At 58.4% G+C, this 20386-nt stretch carries 21 protein-coding genes and 1 pseudogene; 9 read left to right on the forward strand and 13 right to left on the reverse strand.

Annotated elements, in window-relative coordinates; genetic code table 11:
* Positions 1 to 38 precede the first annotated feature (38 nt).
* The 5 genes and pseudogenes from G3N94_RS10190 to G3N94_RS10205 form a co-directional block, all read right to left on the reverse strand.
* A complete protein-coding gene (locus G3N94_RS10190) occupies positions 39 to 746 on the reverse strand; it encodes an AAA family ATPase (protein WP_205792259.1) in 708 nt (235 codons plus the stop codon).
* Positions 743 to 871 (reverse strand): annotated as a pseudogene (locus tag G3N94_RS42310) (integrase); the annotation flags it as partial. The pseudogene G3N94_RS42310 and the gene G3N94_RS10190, both read right to left, overlap by 4 nt.
* 371 nt (positions 872 to 1242) lie before the next feature.
* Positions 1243 to 1851: an SEL1-like repeat protein gene (locus G3N94_RS10195; protein WP_205792260.1), complete on the reverse strand. Its 609-nt coding sequence runs from the start codon at positions 1849 to 1851 to the stop codon at positions 1243 to 1245.
* A gap of 772 nt (positions 1852 to 2623) precedes the next feature.
* Entirely contained in the window at positions 2624 to 3496 is an 873-nt protein-coding gene (locus G3N94_RS10200; protein ID WP_205792261.1) for an HNH endonuclease, read from the reverse strand.
* A 253-nt stretch (positions 3497 to 3749) separates the two neighbouring features.
* A complete protein-coding gene (locus G3N94_RS10205) occupies positions 3750 to 4376 on the reverse strand; it encodes a tyrosine-type recombinase/integrase (protein ID WP_205792262.1) in 627 nt (208 codons plus the stop codon).
* A 267-nt stretch (positions 4377 to 4643) separates the two neighbouring features.
* Between G3N94_RS10205 and G3N94_RS10210 the strand changes: the two genes are divergently transcribed.
* Positions 4644 to 5654 (forward strand): hypothetical protein, encoded by a 1011-nt coding sequence (locus tag G3N94_RS10210; RefSeq protein ID WP_205792263.1) that lies wholly within the window; start codon positions 4644 to 4646, stop codon positions 5652 to 5654.
* A gap of 221 nt (positions 5655 to 5875) precedes the next feature.
* On the opposite strand, the gene G3N94_RS10215 is transcribed toward G3N94_RS10210, so the two are convergent.
* The 3 genes from G3N94_RS10215 to G3N94_RS10225 form a co-directional block, all read right to left on the reverse strand.
* Complete coding sequence (locus G3N94_RS10215; protein ID WP_205792264.1) at positions 5876 to 6601, reverse strand: alpha/beta hydrolase; 726 nt, start codon at positions 6599 to 6601, stop codon at positions 5876 to 5878.
* Between the two features lie 143 nt (positions 6602 to 6744).
* Positions 6745 to 7668, reverse strand: a complete 924-nt coding sequence (locus tag G3N94_RS10220) for a LysR family transcriptional regulator (RefSeq protein ID WP_205792265.1) — start codon at positions 7666 to 7668, stop codon at positions 6745 to 6747.
* Positions 7669 to 7849: 181 nt separating this feature from the next.
* On the reverse strand, positions 7850 to 8314 hold the full coding sequence (locus tag G3N94_RS10225) for an Lrp/AsnC family transcriptional regulator (RefSeq protein ID WP_205792266.1): 465 nt from the start codon (positions 8312 to 8314) through the stop codon (positions 7850 to 7852).
* A 103-nt stretch (positions 8315 to 8417) separates the two neighbouring features.
* On the opposite strand from G3N94_RS10225, the gene hppD reads away from it, so the two are divergent.
* Both hppD and G3N94_RS10235 read left to right on the forward strand, forming a co-directional pair.
* Positions 8418 to 9458 (forward strand): 4-hydroxyphenylpyruvate dioxygenase, encoded by a 1041-nt coding sequence (hppD, locus tag G3N94_RS10230; RefSeq protein ID WP_205792267.1) that lies wholly within the window; start codon positions 8418 to 8420, stop codon positions 9456 to 9458.
* Positions 9459 to 9518: 60 nt separating this feature from the next.
* Positions 9519 to 9929 carry a RidA family protein gene (locus G3N94_RS10235; protein ID WP_205792268.1) on the forward strand — a complete coding sequence of 137 codons (411 nt, stop codon included), beginning with the start codon at positions 9519 to 9521 and terminating at the stop codon, positions 9927 to 9929.
* A 69-nt stretch (positions 9930 to 9998) separates the two neighbouring features.
* On the opposite strand, the gene G3N94_RS10240 is transcribed toward G3N94_RS10235, so the two are convergent.
* Both G3N94_RS10240 and G3N94_RS10245 read right to left on the reverse strand, forming a co-directional pair.
* Positions 9999 to 10904, reverse strand: a complete 906-nt coding sequence (locus G3N94_RS10240) for a LysR substrate-binding domain-containing protein (RefSeq protein WP_205792269.1) — start codon at positions 10902 to 10904, stop codon at positions 9999 to 10001.
* 183 nt (positions 10905 to 11087) lie between these two features.
* Complete coding sequence (locus tag G3N94_RS10245; protein ID WP_205792270.1) at positions 11088 to 12140, reverse strand: RNA-guided endonuclease TnpB family protein; 1053 nt, start codon at positions 12138 to 12140, stop codon at positions 11088 to 11090.
* Positions 12141 to 12229: 89 nt separating this feature from the next.
* Here G3N94_RS10245 and G3N94_RS10250 point away from each other — a divergent pair, with 89 nt between their 5' ends.
* From G3N94_RS10250 to G3N94_RS10270, 5 genes are all read left to right on the forward strand, one after another.
* Positions 12230 to 12781: a sugar ABC transporter gene (locus G3N94_RS10250; protein ID WP_205792288.1), complete on the forward strand. Its 552-nt coding sequence runs from the start codon at positions 12230 to 12232 to the stop codon at positions 12779 to 12781.
* A gap of 7 nt (positions 12782 to 12788) precedes the next feature.
* Positions 12789 to 13115: a hypothetical protein gene (locus G3N94_RS10255; RefSeq protein WP_205792271.1), complete on the forward strand. Its 327-nt coding sequence runs from the start codon at positions 12789 to 12791 to the stop codon at positions 13113 to 13115.
* Positions 13116 to 13133: 18 nt separating this feature from the next.
* Complete coding sequence (locus tag G3N94_RS10260) at positions 13134 to 13979, forward strand: MBL fold metallo-hydrolase (RefSeq protein WP_205792272.1); 846 nt, start codon at positions 13134 to 13136, stop codon at positions 13977 to 13979.
* 277 nt (positions 13980 to 14256) lie between these two features.
* Positions 14257 to 14484 (forward strand): hypothetical protein, encoded by a 228-nt coding sequence (locus G3N94_RS10265; protein ID WP_205792273.1) that lies wholly within the window; start codon positions 14257 to 14259, stop codon positions 14482 to 14484.
* 114 nt (positions 14485 to 14598) lie between these two features.
* Positions 14599 to 15381, forward strand: coding sequence for a glucose 1-dehydrogenase (locus G3N94_RS10270; protein ID WP_205792274.1), 783 nt, complete (start codon positions 14599 to 14601; stop codon positions 15379 to 15381).
* A gap of 195 nt (positions 15382 to 15576) precedes the next feature.
* On the opposite strand, the gene G3N94_RS10275 is transcribed toward G3N94_RS10270, so the two are convergent.
* Positions 15577 to 16596: a LysR family transcriptional regulator gene (locus G3N94_RS10275; RefSeq protein ID WP_346778680.1), complete on the reverse strand. Its 1020-nt coding sequence runs from the start codon at positions 16594 to 16596 to the stop codon at positions 15577 to 15579.
* Positions 16597 to 16673: 77 nt separating this feature from the next.
* Here G3N94_RS10275 and G3N94_RS10280 point away from each other — a divergent pair, with 77 nt between their 5' ends.
* The gene (locus tag G3N94_RS10280) at positions 16674 to 16811 is read left to right on the forward strand and encodes a DUF3563 family protein (protein WP_205792275.1); all 138 of its coding nucleotides are present in this window, start codon (positions 16674 to 16676) and stop codon (positions 16809 to 16811) included.
* A 148-nt stretch (positions 16812 to 16959) separates the two neighbouring features.
* Here the strand turns inward: G3N94_RS10280 and G3N94_RS10285 are convergent, their stop codons facing one another.
* Entirely contained in the window at positions 16960 to 17973 is a 1014-nt protein-coding gene (locus G3N94_RS10285; protein WP_241021736.1) for a rhodanese-like domain-containing protein, read from the reverse strand.
* A 230-nt stretch (positions 17974 to 18203) separates the two neighbouring features.
* Positions 18204 to 20222: a DUF3857 and transglutaminase domain-containing protein gene (locus G3N94_RS10290; protein WP_205792276.1), complete on the reverse strand. Its 2019-nt coding sequence runs from the start codon at positions 20220 to 20222 to the stop codon at positions 18204 to 18206.
* Positions 20223 to 20386: the final 164 nt, after the last annotated feature.

A 20386-nucleotide genomic window follows, 5' to 3' on the forward strand; every position in this document is an offset into this window, starting at 1 on the left:
GCCTTGGCGTCGAGCGCCCGCTTCTGGCCGAGACCCGCCTACCGCACGTTTCCGAAAAATTGCTGGTACATCTCCGCGAACGCAATCGGAGCCGGTTGACTTCTCAACCATTCCGCTATCGATTGCGCGCAGGCAAGCGCGCTCGAAGATGACGTGTCAACAACATGGTCGTAATGGCGATCGGCGTGGATCGAATCGAACTGCGATTTGGCCAACCCGATCTTCCTGTTGCCGCGCGCTTGCTCACGCTCAATCAATTTGTCTAGCGAGCAAAAAACACCGACGATGAAGACAGGAAAACCGAACAAATCCTCAAGCATGTAATGCCATGCGTCGGCTGAAAGGACGTGATCGACGATCACCGCCTGACCGTGCCGGGAATAGGTAGCGGCGGTGGCATTTATCGCTCTGCATAACGCAGCAACGCGAACCTGCGCCAATCGCTTCTCGACGTCCCAGTAGCCCGCAGGCTCCATATTTCGAAATGCATCCAGCTCGAGATGCAGATGATGCCCCGGCAGTTCATCACGCAGGCATCTCGACAAGGTACTTTTTCCAGAACTGCTCGGGCCATTGATTACGATGATTGACCCGTAGGGCGAGTCTTGCTTCTCTATTGTCGGCATTTTCATGGGCAATCCATCGAGAGCATGCGAACGCAGATGTTCGACATCGATTGTCGACCATTCATACAGCGATGTGAACGTGCGGTTGTGGCCGGCTAGCGACCGCTCGCCGGCCGTCACGTAATCACGTCGGTCTGCTCCGCCATCTCGAGGGCGTCGTCGACTTCAATGCCGAGGTACCGAACTGTACTTTCCAGTTTGGTATGTCCGAGGAACAGCTGTACTGCCTGCAGGTTTTTCGTTCTACCCGCGAAGGCCCCATGCCGATTGTCGCTCCCATGACAATCTCCTTTCACTTGAGGGAGATCCAGTCTGAGTCCGGAGCAACGGGCGCTACCCGACCCGGAGGAGACGCTCGGCCGCCGACTCACAGCCGTCAGTCCACAGGTGTGGAACGGGCCTTCAGAAAATCAGCCTGAAGCAGCCGCAGCCGAAATTTCGAGTGCGTGGACGGTAGGTACCGGCTCATTTGCCGACAAACCCGCATTGCTGAAAGCGAAAAGTCACCGACTGAGGGTCCACAGCTTGATCCGACGATCCCGTGATCCCCAGGCGGACCTCCCGTCGGGCAGCACCGCGAGCGCAGATACGGAATCCGTATGTCGTGATCAGATTTTTAAAGTTCCGGTAATTTGTAGTAAGGATTTGGAAACGGACTTTTGTGTTGATATCCGATATCTATAATTCGAAAATCATACGGATTACGCGACGAAATAATCATTACCCTAATTAACAGCGGAGCAAGTTTAAACCACCATACAAACCTCCTCCACGTCCACCCCCGAGACTCAAGGAATATTATAAAACGCTTTGCCATAATGGATCCGTGATCCGCTGCAATTTGGAAATAATGAGTCGCCCGCCCCATATCCCTGGGAACATCATTATTACCATAATAATATACCAGCGCGATCCAAAAATACGCCCTTGAAAAACCCTTCTTTGCCGAATCCTCCAAACACGGAATGGCGGACTGCAAATCTCCTTGAGCCATAAAAATACTGCCCATACCAAACAAAGCCTCAGCATTGCCCTGCTCTACCGCCTTACTGAACCAATGAGCCGATGTCTCATATTTTTTCAGCCCATAAAATGTCCATCCAAGATAATTTTGACAATAAGGAAGCCTTGAGTATGGCTCAGTCTCACAAAACTCAATCGCCCTATCATACTGCTTTCTTTCGGCAAATCTTGTCACCACGCACCAGCAGTCATATTCATTCATGTTGGCGCCCACCTAAATTTGTGCCCTTCGCATGATGACGAGCAGTAATAGTATTGCCCAAACAGTCCAACGTAACTGGAAGCGGCGGCGCGAACCCACTGCCATTGATGCTTCGTCTCGTCTCAAGCCACAGTCTGTATTGGCGCCGCCGCGGAAGCAAGTCGACGAGCCAATTTTCGTTGTCCCCAAACCGTCCAACGATTTCACCGTCGACTACCCCTTGCTGTCCGTCAGGTAAGCCACATTACTGTTCACGTCATAGCCGTATGTCTCGGTCACGTTCGAGGCATCATTTTTGATATATGACGCTCTCGCACGTCATTACCAAATTGCGTGCGATTGCCGTTTGTACGCATGAATGGTGGGACACCTTGCGTCTGATCTTTCCGTCCCTATGCTAGCCACACGACTCCACGTGAGCGAACGCAGCTTCAGGCGTAGCTACAAGACTGAAGCAGGCGGGACACCTGCGCGCGGTTGAACGACAGCGTCATCGGGCGCGCTCGATGTCCCGCCACCAACGTCCGTCCGTTGTGAGCGATCAAAGTTGGGGGACAAAACGGCCACTGGAGCGTCCTGCCGACCGCGCAGTCGAAAGTCAGAAATTGGCCGGCCACTGCCCGATGCGGTCGGCTGAAGTCGACCCTCAACACCCGTTCGGACTGCCGCCGCCGCAACGACTGCTTTCGCGCTCCTTCCGTCAATGGAGACGTTGCGATCTCAAGCAGCGAGGTATTCACAAGCGCCCAGGCGCGCCGCTACCGATCGACTGTCAGCGAACGGAAGCCCTAACGTATTCGGCGCGCCTCTTCTCCAGCCTCTCAAACTCGGCGTTGTGGAGCTGAAGGTACGCAGCCCGTTCGTCGCAGGGCATGACCGCGAGATCGGGCATCGGGCCCAGCCTCTCCCGGTCGAGTCCCTTTAAAACCGCCGAGCATTCCAGTTTGCCGTTGGGCCGAAAAGTGATCATGTAACGGTCGAATAACGCGTCGAGGTTTGCCGAAAGCAGAAGCCCATTTTTGGGGTCGCGCCTTTGCGTGCCCGACGAGTTTTTCCACGGCAGGATATGCGAAGCTCGCAGCGCCGGGCGGACGCTCAGCCCAGTGGCAGCGCATGCGCCGCCGAACTCCGCGTCCAGATCAGAACGGAATTGTCCTTGCCCCAGTCGCACAGCCACTTCAGCGAGGCGTTCAGTTTCGGATTTCGATGTGTCCGCGAGGATGGCAAGTACATCATTCTGAATCTGCACCGCATCGCTGCTTCCCGTCGACGGAAAAAAATCTTCGTCGATGCGCCTTGCCCAGTCCCGCATCAGTAGCAGCGTCGTCGCTTTATCTTTGACCCAAAGATAGGACCCACTGTAGTCAGTGTGGACGTATAGCGCTTCCGGGTGACAGCCATGTTGCTTGGCGAACGTCCCCATGTCGAAACCTTCAGGAATCTTGTTCCTGAACGATCGCGATCCCGCCTTTGAGAATCGGTACGCGCAGGCATACCCTTTTCGTCCCCAAAGGTCCGCGTTCATCGAGCCTATGACGACGCCTCGCCAGGTAACGTGTAGGGTTTTGCGCTGGTCGTGTCTTGGGCCTTGCTCCGTTGTCTTGACGAAGAAATCCTCCGCTTCCAGTGCGTCGATGACGCTCATTGCAAACGCATTGGGCGGTTCGCCCGTATAGGTCAATAAATCAGGCATGGAAAAGGTACAGTAGTGAAATGCTGACAGTATATTGATCGTTGCATATCGCGACTTCTCTTACAGTCTGCCGATCAACGAGCGTTCGTCGGTGATGATCCGATGGCCGGTTACGGAGCAGTGCCGACGCCTGAACGTCTGACCGACGCTGCGGGCGAACGACGCTTTGTGGCCGGCAAGCGACCGCTCGCCGGCCGTCATGCCATCAAACTTTGGTTTGCTCCGCCATCTCGATGGCATCGTCGACTTCAATGCCGAGGTAGCGAACAGTACTTTCCAGTTTGGTATGTCCGAGCAGCAGTTGTACCGCCTGCAGATTTTTCGTTCGCTGGTAAATCAATGAAGCCTCTGTGCGGCGCATCGTGTGGGTGCCATACGCGGCATCGTCGAGTCCAATCGAGGCGACCCAGCGATGTACCAGTCGGGCATATTGCCGCGTCGACAGATGGGGCGAAGCATGCTGCCGACTGGGAAAAAGATAGTCGGCAGCCTTCAAGCTCCGCGACCCGATCCAGGCTTCGAGGCTCCGGCGAGTCTGCTCCGTTATCTCGAACTGCACCGGCCGCTGCGTCTTCTGCTGCATGACTGTCGCCCGTGATCCAACATGACTGCCCGGGCAGACATCCTGCACTTGCAGCCGCGTCAGGTCGCACGCCCGCAGTTTGCTGTCGATCGCGAGGTTGAAAATCGCCAGTTCACGAATGTTCGATGCCATTTGAAGTCTCGTCCGAATCGCCCAGATCTCTCGGAGCTTCAATGGGGGCTTTTGCCCGGTAAGTTTGCCCTTGTTCCAGGGCACACGATGACCGGTAGTCAGGTTCTCGGTTTTCATGACAATCTCCTTTCAGTCGAAGGGAGATTCAGTCTGCGCTCCTTCAGGCGGTCGCTAACCGACCCTGAACGGTCGGCTAATCAGCGATCTGTCTAATGGCTGCTTCCGCGTGTGATCGGTCATACAGAACGCGGCGGCTAGAATGAACGGTATTGTTTGACCCTGAGGTTAGACGCCGTTGTGCGGGCGGCCGCTACGGAGCCTGATCTCGCCAAGCTTCTTCAGCGCTTGGTCTGATCAACGCCTGAACCAACCAAGGGACGCAGCATGTTCGAAAACGACACCAAAAATCAACATTTTGTCACCCAGGCCGAGCAGAGGCTCAACGCCGCCAATCCCGAGGCTGATGATAAAAATAAGCGTATTTATTCGTTCAAACTTGTCGACCGCGAAAATTACGGACTTGCTCTTGAAAAACCGGACGGAAACCGCATCAGTAAAAATTTGTCGGCCTCGGATATTTTCAGTTTTGATGTAGCAGGCAACAGCGATAAGCGGTTCAATTTTGAAACATTGTTTCAAAAATACGAAGGCCATGTTGCAACGCATACCAGTAATCTTCTAGATAAGCTCAAGGCAAACAACAAAGACATAAAGACCGAAATCATCAATCTGTTTTCTGCCAAACTTCTGAACTTCGTGAGAAATCCGTTCTCGGTTGTAAAGATCATCAACACGTTTCCTGGCCTTGCCGCACACGACCCGACAAATCCAGAGCTGCTCAGAATGTACCGGCGCATTGTTGACGGAAGGAAACCGCATCAAGCACACCGATGTTCGGAACTCGGGATAAGCAATGTACAGTATCTCGAATGGCTGCGGATTCTGTTCATGTTGCTCGTGCCGTTGGAAAACGGGCAGCCCAATTTTTTTGATCAAATCATAAAAAAATTATTTGAAGACCGTGACAATTATCTAGCCGTATGGGTCTGTGAATATGATCATGAAAGCTGTCTGCTTCCTGACCGAGGATATAGTCAGCCGATTGCCAATGGCCCGCATATGGCATTTTCCTTCAATCTGCGTCGGAATGCTTTCATAACCTATATTTTTGCCGATCCTCGTACGCTTCTGGACGGCAAGGCGCATCCCGAGTTCCTGGACCAGGTGCTTGCTGATCGAAAGTCGCTTCCCCTTAAGCCGATTGATGTTCAATTTTTGCGTAACAACCGTGAGCTGCTTGCCATCTACAACGGGCACGTCGTCTACCAGTGTCACGAGCGGGTATTTTGCGCGGTCAAAGATGGACTGGTCCTGCCTCAACGTAGGCGTGAATGACCCTTATGTAATTGGATGCGCCACTCGAGTGTCCATCATCGGCATTGGATGACTGACTGCTTATGGCCGACAGCGGTCAAAAGCAACCGGCGATGCCGACCCAAAGCCGAAGTTGAATGGGCCGAGGTAACGTGCCCGGAACCGGACATTCGAGCAGTCAGTGCGTTGAAGGCGCGCGCAACTTGCCAGCGGAAACGCAATCCGCGCCCGTGGGCATACGCTTACAGCGATGCCCGCTCCAGAAACTTCTTGATCTCGAGAGAGTAGGCTCCGGGATGCGAGAATCTGAACATGTGGCCGGTGCGCGGCATGATGACTTCCTGTGAGCCCTTTATACCCTTCAGGAGGATCCCCGCGGCTTCTTCGCCGATCAGCTTGTCTTCCTCGGGAGTCAGGATCAGCGTGGGGACGTCGATCTTCTTCAGAAGGATCGTATAGTCCACCTTCTCGATCGAGCGCATGCGGTTGACGTAGGCTTTGTGGGGCGTCTCCTTGACGAAGAAGGCGCGACTCTTTTCGGTTGACCAAGGGATTTCCCCCTCGCTGTCAAACGACGAAGCCAACTGTGCTGCGTGGACCCGAAGGGTCGTCTGTCGGTAAAAGGGCCCGGGGAAGAATGGTGCAAGCGCTGCCAGCGTCTTGAGCAAGGGCGACGAGATTGGGCTCTTGGCAAAACCACCAGAGATCACCAGGCCCTTAAGACCCTTCGGCTGCCGCGTCGCAACCGCGATTGTGGAGACCGCGCCGTACGAATCGCCAACCAGGACATAGCTTTCGAGATCCTTCACCTGGTCAGCGATGAAGTCGGCCAACGTTTCCAGTTCGCACACGTCGTCCGGCAAACGAAGGGTACGCATGGTGCGATCCTGCAAGCAGGTCAACTGGTCAAGCTGCCACGGGGCCCCGGCGAAGCAAGGGATCATGACCAAGGTGGGCTCTGTTTTCATGGGGTACTCCTGGCGGGTTGAATAAACGTCGACCCAACTCTAGGAGGACCGAGGCATTCGATCCAATGGCATTTACACACCATGTCGATGCACGAGATTCATGGCCCCGGGGCGCTCTGGCCGCAGCAAGGCCACGCCGATGTTTAGCCGGCGATAATCATGTTCGTCATCCACTCAACGGCGGGCTCGTTGGCGCGCCCTCGAGCTCGAATAACGAGCACCTCCCAAGTGGGTAGCGCCAAGGGCAGCTCAAAAAGGCTCAACTGCGCGGTCTCCTGCATCCGCAATGCGACCCGCTCAGCAACAACGGCAATCGATTGCGAAGCGCCAACCATGAACGGAACAGCCAGAAAGCTCGGGCAGGTAACGGTCACCTTGCGGGTACGACCGAGGTTCTCCAGCGCATCGTCGACAGCGCCCCGCGTATCGCCGCGCGGCGAAACCAGAATGTGGAGCAGGCGAGCGAAGTCATCCAGGTCCATGTGCAGCTTCTTGCCTCGCTTGATCAGAGCCGGGTGGCCCTTGCGCGCGATGCCGACGAAACGCTCCTTATGGACAAGCTGGCAATCAAAGCGCTGCGGGATCTGAACAAAAGAGCCCGACCCTAGCACGATGTCGAGTTCGCCCGCGTCCAACATGCGCAGAGAGGATTCGACATCGGCCGGCCCGAGCTTCAGCACGGCGTCCGGCGCAGCGGCCTGAATCTTGGCCAGGACAGGGGCGATGACGGTCAATACGGCGTGATCGGTGGCCGCCACTGAGAGCGTCGCTTGCAAACGACCTGGATCGAACGGGCCACGTGGACTGGCGACGAGCCTGACCGACTCGAGCACCGCCGCGACTCTCGGCATTAACTCCATGGCCAGCGGTGTCGGCACGATCCCGCGGGGATTACGCATGAAAAGCTGATCATCAAAGGCTGTACGCAGCCTCGATAAGGCGTGGCTGGTTGCGGACTGGGACAAATGCAATCTTTCGGCCGCGCGGCCGACGTGCCTTTCGGCCCAAAGCGCCTCAAGTACAACCAGAAGGTTGAGATCGAAACGCGTCAGATCCAGGGGCTTCATGCTGTATTGGATTCTTCGGTGATAACTCGAAGCACGGAACTTTCATACAGCCCTTTCGGGGCTGCTCCCGTGCACGATAAAGACCGCCTGGAGCGGGCTCCGGTTCCAGGCCATGCCCCCTTTATTTGCTGCCTCAAAGCAGACGCTCACGGTCGGCCGCCCGATCACCATGCCAGCCAGCCTAAAGCACTTGGCTCACACGTTCGGCCGCAGGCACGGGTACCGAAAGCACAAGGGACGTCGTGATGGTGCCAAAGCTGCCGATCCTGTCGATGACAGCCTCCAGTTCCACGCTTGACCGGGCCAGCACCTGAAGAATGTAGCTGTCCGACCCGGTAACCCGCAGCACCTCCACGACGTTTGGCGTCTCGCGAAACGTCTTCAGAAGGCTCGTGCCTCTCTCGGCTGAAGCGCCGATCCGGATCACCGCATGGATCGGGAAGCCAACGCGTGTCCAGTCCACTTCGGCGCGATACCCCTTTATGACTCCCCGCTCCTTCAGGCGGCGAACCCGCTCGGCACATGCCGGGGCCGTGAGCCCGACCTCGGCCGCAAGCGATTTGTAGGGCGCCCGGCCGTCACGCAGCAGCATCCTGACCAGCTTCAGGTCCGTCGCATCGAGAAAGTTTCGGTCGGTGTTTTCCATGAAAACAAAAGAACAAGTAGATGCTGACTTTCGATTCTAAAGCAGCCATCGATCAAATATGAAGCAAACTTGAGTCATTGCCAACTTATTTGCGGACGGCCATATGCAGCACGTTACTACATCGGGATTCGCCTTCGTCGAGTTCGTGGGCCCGGACGAGGAGGCGCTCGTTTCCCTGTTCGGGAAGTTCGGGTTCAGGGTCGTGGGACAACACGAAAGGACAGGCGCCGTCCTTCTGCGTCAGAACGAGGCTGTCGTCATCGCAAATCCGACGCCAAACCCGTTCCGCGATGTCCACGGCGCTTCGGCGCGCGCAATCGGTATCAAGGTCGATAACGCGGCGAAAGCGTTGGCGCAAGCCCTCGAGGGCGGCGCGCGCCTGGCGACGCCCGCCGCCTTTGGCGATTTCGCCGTCGATTCACCTGCCATCGCGGGTATCGGCGACAGCCTGGTTTACTTCGTCGATCACGACTTCATGTCGGAGTTTGCAGTTCCTTACCGGCTGGGCGAATCTACCGCGGTTGTCGGGGCTGCGATCGAAGCGATCGATCACACGTCGAATATCGTGAGGCCGGAGAACCTCGATCGGTGGGCCGATTTCTATAAGGATACCTTCGCATTTGTTCAGAAGCAGTATCTGGATGTGAAAGGCAACCAGACCGGCATGCGGGCCAGGTCGATGGTCAGCCCCTGCGGGAAGGTCTCGATCCCGATTGCCGCGGCCGCACATGACGAGCCCGGCGTATTGAACCAGAACGACGAGTTCATCCGTGACTACAACGGCGAGGGCATTCAGCACATTGCGCTTCTGTCCTCGAACATCGAGCTGACGATCGACGCTTTGGAAGCAGCGGGAATCGAGTTCATGGAGGCCCCGCCGAAGACCTATTACCAGAATCTCGACGCGCGGGTTCCGGGCCACGGTCAGAAGCTGGACAGCATCGAACGCCGGGGAATCCTCCTGGACGGCAAGGGTGATGGAAGGATCTTGCTGCAGCGGTTCACGCGACGCCAGATCGGACCGATCTTCTTCGAGATCATCGAGCGGCGCGGCGAGGACGGCTTCGGTGAAGGCAATTTCAAGGCGCTCTTCGAATCGCAGGAACAGGACCAGGTCCGGCGCGGATCGCTTAACGCCTCTTAACTCAGCCAATAGTCAACCAACAGTCAGCCAATAGTCTCTTTCGATACCCAGGTACCCACCATGCAAGCATCCAGGACCACCATCACTCTTTCGAATCCCCATCCGGTTCTCGGCAACACCGATGTGTTCAACACGTTCAACTATGCTCCCGCTGTTGCGGCAGGGGGTCTGTTGTTCGTCGCCGGCCAGATCGGGATCCGGGCTGACGGGACCGTTCCCGCGAACGTCGAAGAACAGATCGATCTCGCGTTTCAGCGGCTGGGCGCGATCCTGCAAGCAGCCGGGCTGGGCTTCGATGATCTCGTCGAGCTCGTCAGCTATCACGTCGATATTGGCAACCAGCTTGCGGTGTTTCGCGAAATCAAGGATCGCTATATCAAGGAGAATGCGCCGGCGTGGACCATTCTCGGGGTGGCGGCATTGGCGCGGCCGGCCCTCCTCGTCGAGATCAAGGCGGTGGCTGCGACCTGAGGTCAGTTCGCAGCGAGGCGACCGCCTGGCGACGGAGCCTCCCGAGGGATGGCCGTTTCGTGATGAGCGTCAGGCGCTGCGATGAGGCGCTTGTCCTCGGGCTTCATTCAGCATCCATTTCGCAAATGCCTGTAGTGGCCCGTCAGCCAACTCGATCGGCTCAGGCAGGACGAGGCAGAAGTTTTTGGTAATCGCCTTGCCATCGGGCCAGGGCGCGACCAAACGGCCCTGCTCGAGTTCGGCTCCGATGTAAAGGCGCGGCACCAAAGCGACACCCAGGCCGGCCAGCGCCGCTTCTATCAGCATGGAATGGAGATCGTAACGTGCGCCAATCGCCGAATTGGTCAGCACGATGCCGGACTCCTGTGCATAAATCTGCCAGGCGTCCGGGTTTTGTCGCCGGTGAAGGCGTGGCAGTTCATCCAGCGACGGGTTCGCCACGGCGCCCGCGAGGAGCGCCGGACTACAGACAGGCACAAGCACCTCCTCCAGCAGCGGATGCAGATGCATCCCCGCCCATGCCGGATGCTCGAAATGAATGGCTGCGTCGAAACCGCTACCCGCGAGAAGGAACGGCTCCATACGTTCGGCGATATGCACCGTAATGTTCGGATGCTGATTCTGAAAATGTTTCAGCCGGGGGATCAGCCAACGAGTGGCGAAGGTCGGAATGGCGGCGATATCGATGCTCGCGCCCTCGATGGGCTGCCCCATCAGGTACAGGCTGTCCCGTTCCAGCCGATCCAGAGTCTCGCGAACCTGCACCGCATATCGCGCACCGTTGGGTGCAAGCCGTACCCGATTGCCAATTCGCTCGAACAAGGTGACGCCCAAAAACGCCTCCAACCGGCCAATCTGACGGCTGACGGCGCCCTCCGTCCGTGCCAGCTCCTCGGCGGCTCGGGCGAAGCTTCCGTGTCGGGCCGCGGCCTCGAACGCCTGGAGTGCGGAATTGCTTGGAATCTTGCGTGGCATGGGCGTCTCGCCGATCAGAGGGGGTTCACGGTCAGCTTGAGCAAATATCACTGAAGCCTGACTTTATTTCGTTTTATACGCTGGAAACGCGAGCTTAGCATTACGTTACTGCAATGAACATGGAACGTTCGCCGCAGGATGCGGATCCCCCTCCAAGGACAATCTGTTGACGTTCTCCGCTGCCTAAAGGGAGCGGATTCCCACGACTGGCGATGCACGTCCGCATCGGAGAATGTTCAACGCAGCGTTGGTATCACGATCATGCTCGACACCGCAGTTGCTGCAGGTCCACTCTCTTACTCGCAGTCCTGCGATACCTTTCGGCCGCGTCGTGCTGTCTTTCGATCCGCACGACGAACAGGACTGGGTCGAACCGCTTTCGTCCACTTCCACGAACGTGGCTCCGTGCGCCATCGCCTTGTAACGGAGCTTGTCCCGGAAGGACGACCAGGCTGCGTCGTAGACGCTCTTCGCCAGCCTGGTTCTGGCGAGTTTCGCGGCCGATACGTTGCCGACCGCGATGTAATCGAAGCGTCGCACCAGATCGAGCGCGAGCTTGTGCTGGAAATCGTTGCGCGAGTTCGCCACCTTGGCGTGCAGCTTCGCGATATGCCGCTTGTGCTTGCGCGCCCGTTGCGCCTTCGCCAGCTTGTCGGCCGCGAGTCGGCCGAACCGGTCATTCGGCAGCTTCTCGCCGGTCGAAAGTGTTGCGAAGTCTTTCAGACCGAGATCGATGCCGACGCCGGAACGGATCGGGCGCGCCTGAACATCGGGCAGCTCGATCACGATGTTGAGGAACCAGTTGCCGCGCGCATCCTGTGCGAAGTTGGTTCCGTCCTTGATCTTGCCGTCGGGAAGCGGGCGGCTGTTGAATACACGGAAGGTGTTGCCGGCGAAGCGGAACGCGTCGCCCTCGCGTTTCAGGTCGCGGCCCTTCAGCGGCACCCAGCCCAGCGATTTCCTGCCGCGATAGCGCAGGTAGGGGCGACGGTGTTGGCTGCGCGATTTCGCGTATTGCTCGCAGGTCGCGTTGACCGTGCCGGAGTGAATGCCCAGTTCCTTGCTGCTGCCGGTGGTCAGCACGTTCAGCTCAAAACCCGTTGGCCACTTCTTGTTCCACTTGAGCGCGTGCTTCTGCGTGTCGTTGCAGAAGTTCCAGACGTAGTTCACCGCGCGGCTCTGCTTGTTCAGCAAGCCGTTGAGCGACTTCACCCGGTAGCGATAAACAAGAATCATGCCGGTCATTCTAACGAAGGAATGCCGCCTGTCGGCGGCGCTCCTTTCCTCCTCGCCATCAATGGCGAGGTCTCTAGGAGCAACTGATGATGATCTATACCGTGGAATGCAGCTTCGCCGACCTCAACAGCGAAGCCGAATGGAACGACTTCTACAGCCTTGAAAAGCTGCCCGCCCTTATCTCGGTGACCGGGTTTCACACGTCGCAGCGGTTCAAATCGATAAGCGCTGGTTGCCCCGTCTATCTGGCCATCCACACGATTGACGGCCTCGACGTGCTGACCGGCGACGAATATCGCCAGAAAGGCGGCGGCAATTTCGCGAGGTGGCAGCAACACATCACCGACTGGCATCGAAATCTCTACAGCGACATCGGCCTCGCCCCAGCGGTAAAAGACGATCAACTCCTCGTGCTTTGTGCAAACGGCCCCGATCCGCTGATCCGGATGGGCGTCGAACCGCTGGCCATGCAGGCCGTTGCGCTGGAGAAGTTTCCGGAGCGCCGTTGGCTCGCCGTACTGCCCCGGAAGGACGCTCAGCTTGTCGAGAACATCGCCGAAGACATTCACCTTTACTCGCCGATGACGGCGCAACTGACGAGCGCCCGCTCCACCCGCTCCGTTCCGACTGCGCAGGAATAGGTTCGCGATGCCAAACATCACTTTCCATATCGATGCGAAGCGGATGCCGTCCGACGAGAGCCTTGCCGAGCTGTCGCGCGACTGCGTCGAACTCTGTACGAATGTTCTTGAAGCGCAGCTCAAGAACGTTCACGTCATTTTTCTGGATGTCCGCCATGGGCACGGACATCCCGTCTTCGCGGAAATCCAGTATCGCGTCGAGGCGTTTCGCACGCCACCGGTGATGAACCAGTTCATGGAAGCGTTGGATCACGCCATCGCTCGCCGCACCGGTCTCACGGCGCGCATCCGTTGTTTTGGTTACGCCGCGTCGAACATTCACGCCCGAAATTGACAGGTCCGGAGAAGCATTGTGTCCACCCTTACCTTTCCCAGTCAGCAAGTCGGGGATTTCACGATTACCGCCATCAGCGATGGCTATCTCACCGCCAGCCTCGACTTCCTCGCGAATATCGACACGTCCGAGGCGTCCAGAATGCAGCGTGACGCAGGGCAGAAGGAGCCCGCCGCCGTGCATATCAACTGCTACGTGGTACGCGGGGCGGGCCGCACCATTCTCATCGACGGTGGCGCGGGAGGGTTCAAGCAATGGGGCGGCCGCCTGAAGGCCAACCTGGTGCTTGCCGGTATCGAACCCTCCACGATTGACACCATCCTGCTCACGCACGCCCATCCCGACCATGTCGGCGGGCTGGTGAATGGAGCAGCACAAGTCGCCTTCCCGAATGCCGAGCTGGTTGCGCATCAGCGAGAGGTCAAGTTTTGGCAGGACGACGGAAACCTGAGTCGCGCCAGCGAGCGGGCACGCGGCAACTTCCTGGTAGCGCGTCAGGTGTTCGACGCTTATGGTGACAAGCTCCGTACGTTCGACGACGGGCAAGTGCTCCCCGGTATCAGCGCGATGCCGCTACCGGGACACACCGATGGACACACCGGATATGTTATCGAATCCCGTGATCAGGGCCTGCTTGTCTGGGGGGATGTGGTTCATTTCCCGCACATCCAGATTCAGCGGCCGGACGTATCGATTGCCTTCGATCAGGACGCGTCGCTGGCAGTCACCACACGATCACGGCTACTGGATCAGGTCAGCTCGGACGGGCTTTTGATCGCCGGCATGCATTTGGGGGAACTCGGTTTCGCACGCATCAAGCGAACGAGAGGGGAATACGGTCTGCTTTACGAGACCGAAGGCTGAGGCCCGCAAACAGACGGTGACACAGAAGCCTGCGGCAAGCGGCACCAATATCGCATTCAGACCGACGCGCATCGCATGAGCGTGTGCCGCCGCGCCGCTGCCACCGCCCGGTGCGTTGAAGAACGCAATGCCGATGCAGATCGTCCTTGCGGAGTTCATCTGCGAAGGGCACTTCGCGACACACCTGCGCCGCAAGCGGATGCTCTAGGCGGAGCGGCGGGACGCACTGCTGGCCGCGCTCGAACGCCATTGCCCGGACGTGCTGGACCGGGGAGCCGTGCCTGATGCTCGGCTACATCTCGTTGCAAAGCTGCGCCGAGCAGCCACGCCGGATGCGGATCTGGCGGTGTGGGATGCCGCGACGGCGCTGGGGCTGCAGACGCCGCCCCTGTCGTCTCATCATCGGGCCGGCGGCGAAGCCGGGCTCGTGATCGGTTTCGGTGCGACGCTGCCGAGTAACATGCCGGACGCGGCTCGACGGCTGCGACGCGCGATCGTTGGCTGACCTTCAATCTTGCGTGCACTTTTGCACGCCGATTCGGGCAGAATGCCTAAAAAGCATGGGACGATCTTGTAATCCCCGATCTGGATTTTGTTTTCCCCATAAGAGAGATAAAACATGCCCCGAGAGTTTCAATCTCGCCGTCTTGAAGGTCGAGTTGCACTCGTTACTGGTGGCGGAACCGGTATTGGCCGTGCCGCCGCCTTGGCTTATTCCAGGGAGGGGGCAAAAGTGGTTGTTGCTGGACGGCGTAGCTCAGACATCGACGAGACTGTCCGACTCATTTCGGCGAACGGTGGCGTGGGTTACGCTGTTTCCACTGACGTAGCAGTTGCTCAACAAGTGCGTGAACTGGTCGACGTGACTGTCGAGCGCTATGGACGCCTGGACGCAGCGTTCAATAATGCCGGGATTGAGGGCACTTTCGCCCCGATTGCGGAACTGGCAGAGGCCGATTTTGATGAAGTCATCGGCATCAACCTCAGAGGGGCGTGGTTGTCGATCAAGTATGAGATTGCTGCGATGCTAAGCCTCGGCAACGGTGGCTCTATCGTCAATACATCCTCCTTTCTGGCAAAGGGTGCATCGGTTGGATCTACGGCCTATTCCGCGAGCAAGGGCGGCCTTGATGCGCTGATCCGCGCCGTGGCGATCGAATATGGTCCGCACAATATTCGCATTAACAATATCAACCCCGGTGCTATCAGAACACCTATGTTTGAAAGGCTCGGCGGCGATGAGCACCTGGATCTGATTGAGTCGTTCACGCCCCTACGCCGCGTCGGAAATCCGGCCGATGCGGGCGATGTCGCCGTTTGGCTTTCGACCGACGAAGCCCGTTTCATTACTGGACAAACTTTGATGGTCGACGGCGGGGTCTCAATTCCACACGTCCGGTGAGATATGCATCGACCATAGAAACCGGGCGCTGCTTGTAGAAATTGGGCCGTGCGGATGAGTGTCTCAAGCTGGCCGGGACCTGACGATGCGGCGCCGCGCCAGGGAGCGGTCATTCAGCTCGGCGTTAGCACAGCCACTCGAACGTTGGCTCCAATCAACTAACGAACGCTTGGCGACGCGATCATCGCGATTTGGCTAACCGAGGAGTCTCGATGCCGTCCGGACGATTTCCTCGACGAACACCTTGACCATTGGATGGTTGCGCTCGCCGCGTCGATAAGCGACGTAGATTTTTCGGCGAACCTCCGGCCTCAGCTTGACCCATGCCACGCCGCGCGGCGAGCGCAGCTTCCTGAGTCCGGGGACGATTGACACCGAGCAGCCGGAGGCTACCATCGCTTCGATCATTTCGGATCCACGGCATGTGGCGTTGGTCCGAGGCTCGAACCCGGCGCGGCGGCATATATCGACGACGAAGCTGCCGGAGGGCCCCCCTTTCGATTCGATCGCCCAGGTTTCGTGCCTGAGATCGGTCAGGCTAAGCGACGATTTTTTGCTTAGCGGATGGTCTGTCGAGACTGTCACGTACCACACATCCTCGGCCAGCGGCACGATCGCGACATTTTCCCGATTATCGCCCGCCACGATTGACAGATCGTCAATCAGGGCGATGTCGGTTCTCCAGGACCGCAGGGCCGCGACCCCGTCAATCGCCTCCAATTCTTCAATTACGACCTCCAGGCGCGGATACGCGTGCTGCAGCGCCTTGACCGTATCAGGGAGTACTACCGAAGCGATCGACGGAAACGCGGCGACGCGCAGCTCGCCGGCAATTTCACGTCGAAGCTCTGCCATTTCCGAGCGAGCCTCGTCCAGTACGACCATCAGCCGCTCGGCGTACCCCACCAACGCGTGGCCGGCGGGAGTAAGCCTGACCCCGCGACCGATGCGCTCCGTGAGCTTGACGCCTGTTTCCTCTTCCAGTTGTGCGATCTGCTGTGACACCGCCGAGGGCGTCAGGAACAGAGCCTCCGCGGCGGCTGCCATCGTGCCACACCGTGCCAGTTCGAGGAGCGCCCGCAGTCGACCGACTTCCAAAGTACGTGCCTCCCGAAAACGACGTGATTCACCAAAATAGCTAATGTATTGTGTAAGAAACGATAAGTATACGTAAGCATAGTTGCCGCCTACGATTGATTCGTCGAACAGCGCCACGCATCAGCCGCGAGAAACATGCGCAGGGCCGCGTCCGGCAAACTGCGTCACTGGTAAACAACTTCCTGGAGATTATTATGTTTGCCTTCCTTCTCACACAGATTGGCCGCTGGTTCGAGCGCGCAGAACAACGTCGCAACGATGAGTACCTTGCGGGTGCGCGAGACCTTGCCGAGCTCGAACGGCGCATGCGCTCGCTGGAAAGCTGCTGCTGACTGACGCAACGCTTCCGCGACCAAAGGCCCAAGAGTACGCCGGATCAATTCTTGTGGTCACCAACGACACCTCCCGCACGTCGTAGTCCGCAAGCTGCCGTTCGCGCGATGAGGCGGTGGCCGACCGCCTTCGTTTTGAGTTACGGATTCAACCGGTCGATGCCACTGATTCGCGCGCGATTACTCGCTGCGGCTGCAGCTCGACGCCGCAATGCAGCCTGGTCGTCACCGGGTTGGCAGGATCACTGCTCCACTCGCACCAGCCGCCGTCGTATACGCTAATTCGCTCCCAGCGCATCACCCAGGCATAGAAGAACGCGAGCGACGCGCGCCAACCCGTGCCGCAGTAGAAGGCGATGCGGCGCCCGGGGTGGATCCCGGCCTGCCGCCAGAATGCCTGGATCTCGCCGTGCGGCTTCATCGTGCCGTCCGGGCGTTGGTAGTCGCTCATGCTGTGAACGTCGCCATCGCGGCCGGCGCGTCCCCATCGTGCACCGGGAATGTCGCCCTTGTTCGCAATATAGTCGTAGCCCGACGTCCGCCCGACGAACTCACTCCACGTGCGCACGCTCACCAGCATGCCATCCTGTCGCTGCAGCAGCTGGCGGGCCTGTTCGGTGTCCATCAGGTAGTCCGGGCGGACGGGCAGCCGCGCGCCGAAATCGGCAAGCGCCGGGTAACGATGCGGCGCCCCCGCCTCCATCGGGCACCCTGCTGCCTGCCACGCGGCCAGCCCGCCATCGAGCAGGCGCACATCCGCCACGCCTGCGTACAGCATCAGGTGCGCGGCTCGCGCGGCCGCAAGCGTGCTGCGGCCATAGAGGATCACCGTGGTGTCGCGGCAGATGCCGTGGGCAAGCAGCACACGCAGCAACTCGTGATCCGGAACCTTGTTCCACCAAGGGCCGCGCTCCAGCTCCCCGGTGTCGATGTAACCCGCTCCCGGGATGTGTCCCTGCACGAAGGCCGCTTCGCCACCGTAGCCAACCTCGAACAAACGCCAAGGCTGTGCCGGCGCGGCGCTCATCGGCAGACCCGCCACGAGCGCGACGAGCCAGGCCGGCTCGACCAAGTGCCGCGCCACCTCACGGTCATCCGCCTGCGGCGACACGCCGTGTGTCATCAGCTGGGAAGGCCGGACGGTCGGATTGCTACTGGACATGCAATGATTTATCTATGATGCGGCTGCAGAAACCCGGCGCTCGGCAACGGGCCTGTCTGTGGCGATTGAATTCGGAACTGCGTTGCCAACCGTTTCGACCCCGAATGAAGGTCGGTTCGATGGAGAGCCGGGCGCGGAGAAGTGTATGGTTTTCCGGCGCGTTTGTCCTCTTTTGCGTGAAATTGGAACCAGATTGCAGCGATGCAGCTTGTTCCGCAGCACGACCCAGCCTACTTGTAGAGCAATTGCTGACGCAAGTCGTCCAAAACGGGACGCAGGGCCTCGCTGATCAGCTTCGAAACGTCGGCCGAGCAGATATTGGCAGGGCTCCGGTCACTCAATGTGCGGGTCGCCTTGAGCTCACGCCCGTCCAGTGAATAGCGGCTGTCATAGCTGAGATACTTGCTGTCCACCTTGGCCCCCTCCGGCAGCGACAGCACTTGGAGCTTTTCGGGCAGTGTAATGACGTACTCCTCTTTACTTGTACCGGGTAGGCACACCGTATCCTGGGGCTCGACCGGCAGCAACGCTTGCTCCGCAAAATGGGCCACCGCCGCCTCGGTGTACAGCCAAGGATTGATGCTGAGTCCGCCCGATCCTGGATAGCGGACTGCCTTTCGCACCTTGAACGTTCCCTTGTAGGAAAAATGATCCACCATTGGATGCGGGTCATCGAAATCGAACGTGCCATCGGCGTCAAGGCCAGAACCGCGGAACGCTTCGCGAATAAAGCGCGCCTGCTCGTCTTTGCCGATATTGAGCAGGCGCTCGCGTGCCATCTCTGCAAACCGCCCCGTCACTTCCACGGCGATATCGCCCTCGACCGAGCCATCATCGTCGATACGCAGGCGTGAACTCAAGACCTGGGTGTTATCGCCCTTGTCGGCCGGAGTGCGGGTCGGCACATCAGAAGACGCACCAAGCACGGGCTTGTCCTGATCCGTTACGGGCAGGCGGCCAAACACGGTGCGGCCGTCGGTTGTGTCGAGGAAGAGCTTGATGTCCGGCACATAGTTGATGACATGGTTGACCGTCGAGGCCACGACGATCCTGGGCAGCTTGTAAACACTGCCCGCATTGACGAGTACCTGTTCGCTGGCAATACCTTGGGCTGCAAGCAAGGCTTGCATTAGCGTAGCGTGGTCCTTGCAGTCGCCCATTTTGGCATCGAGGACGACATCCAGGTCACGAGGCACGACAGCGCCAATGCCCACGCAGTTTCCGCCGTAGGTGATGTTTTGGCTGACCCAGTCGTAAATTGCATGGGCCTTGGCTTCGACTGTGGTGCGCTCCGCCACAATTTGTGCAGAAAGCTGACGCAGGCGCGGCGTCACGACAGCCTTGGGCGTGGCACGCTCTACATAGCTTCGTGCGAGGTCAGACCAATCGGTGAAGCTGCTCAACGCAACACCGGGCTCTGATTCCATGTCAACGACCGACCAGTCATTGCGATCGGTGACCTGGGGTGCCTTGTTCTGTAACGTCCACACCAGATATTGGCGTCCGCCCTTGGTCACAATGCTCTGTTGCATGTCTCGCGCGGCGTACTGCAGATGCATTGCTGCTGGCGCGTCCACGCTTACAACGGCATTGTCGACGGCCAGACTGCGCGCGAAGCTTCGATCGAATGAAAGCTTGCCGGGGAAGAGCGGCTCGATTGTCGACTTGCGGTATTTCAGCACCGTGGTGTCTCCCACCGCCAGATCCGGAAACACCAAGCTGATGCTGCTGTAGTCGGAAAACATCGCCGTAGCGCCCTTGTGACCCTCGTCTTTGCGTACCTGCCAACTTGTACGTGGTACGGGCAAGCGCTTTCCGTTGGCCTTGAGCGTGTAGGCTTCGAGTACGTCGATTTTCTCCGCGCTGCGGCTGAAGCTGAGGGTCCTCTGCTTGGCATTTTCCAGTGCGCTGGCCTTCAGTACCTGGATCGACGTCGCCATGATGGCAATATCTTTGCCATCGATTCCAATGACGTGTTTTTCGTTGTAGGAGATTATGCGAGTGGGCGGATCCTGCGCCTGCCGTTCCGTAGCCACCGAGGCCGGAGGCGGTGTCTGAGCAAAGCTAACGGGAGAGAGCACCGTCACCAGCAATAAGAGGAGGCGCACAAGCGCGACTGGATTATTCATGCTCTTTTCCCCCGAATTATTTCCGATCGCGAAATTCTGGCCAGTAGCAGAAAACTTCCCTGGCGCGGGAACTTGCTGTTTCTTCCTGTTTATCACCGATGCTGCCAGGTTGATCGGCAAACCGGCAATGCATCCATGCATGATTTGAACCAGCTCTTAATCCATCAAGGCGTCCCGGATTCACTGTCGCAGCGAACGATTGCTTTCGCGGGGAATTGTTTCAACGGAGAAACATAAGCACCAACACTGACCGGAGACCTTTTCCGATTCACCCGGTCAATGCT

Origin of the sequence: Burkholderia sp. Ac-20353 (assembly GCF_017104785.1) — a bacterium.
Taxonomy (GTDB): domain Bacteria; phylum Pseudomonadota; class Gammaproteobacteria; order Burkholderiales; family Burkholderiaceae; genus Burkholderia.

Coding starts and splice junctions, on each gene's coding strand:
- G3N94_RS10195 (WP_205792260.1), bottom strand. CDS start 1,851: ATGAATGAATATGACTGCTGGTGCGTGGTGACAAGATTTGCCGAAAGA.
- G3N94_RS10200 (WP_205792261.1), bottom strand. CDS start 3,496: ATGAGCGTCATCGACGCACTGGAAGCGGAGGATTTCTTCGTCAAGACA.
- G3N94_RS10205 (WP_205792262.1), bottom strand. CDS start 4,376: ATGAAAACCGAGAACCTGACTACCGGTCATCGTGTGCCCTGGAACAAG.
- G3N94_RS10210 (WP_205792263.1), top strand. CDS start 4,644: ATGTTCGAAAACGACACCAAAAATCAACATTTTGTCACCCAGGCCGAG.
- G3N94_RS10215 (WP_205792264.1), bottom strand. CDS start 6,601: ATGAAAACAGAGCCCACCTTGGTCATGATCCCTTGCTTCGCCGGGGCC.
- G3N94_RS10220 (WP_205792265.1), bottom strand. CDS start 7,668: ATGAAGCCCCTGGATCTGACGCGTTTCGATCTCAACCTTCTGGTTGTA.
- G3N94_RS10225 (WP_205792266.1), bottom strand. CDS start 8,314: ATGGAAAACACCGACCGAAACTTTCTCGATGCGACGGACCTGAAGCTG.
- hppD (WP_205792267.1), top strand. CDS start 8,418: ATGCAGCACGTTACTACATCGGGATTCGCCTTCGTCGAGTTCGTGGGC.
- G3N94_RS10235 (WP_205792268.1), top strand. CDS start 9,519: ATGCAAGCATCCAGGACCACCATCACTCTTTCGAATCCCCATCCGGTT.
- G3N94_RS10240 (WP_205792269.1), bottom strand. CDS start 10,904: ATGCCACGCAAGATTCCAAGCAATTCCGCACTCCAGGCGTTCGAGGCC.
- G3N94_RS10245 (WP_205792270.1), bottom strand. CDS start 12,140: ATGATTCTTGTTTATCGCTACCGGGTGAAGTCGCTCAACGGCTTGCTG.
- G3N94_RS10250 (WP_205792288.1), top strand. CDS start 12,230: ATGATCTATACCGTGGAATGCAGCTTCGCCGACCTCAACAGCGAAGCC.
- G3N94_RS10255 (WP_205792271.1), top strand. CDS start 12,789: ATGCCAAACATCACTTTCCATATCGATGCGAAGCGGATGCCGTCCGAC.
- G3N94_RS10270 (WP_205792274.1), top strand. CDS start 14,599: ATGCCCCGAGAGTTTCAATCTCGCCGTCTTGAAGGTCGAGTTGCACTC.
- G3N94_RS10280 (WP_205792275.1), top strand. CDS start 16,674: ATGTTTGCCTTCCTTCTCACACAGATTGGCCGCTGGTTCGAGCGCGCA.
- G3N94_RS10285 (WP_241021736.1), bottom strand. CDS start 17,973: ATGTCCAGTAGCAATCCGACCGTCCGGCCTTCCCAGCTGATGACACAC.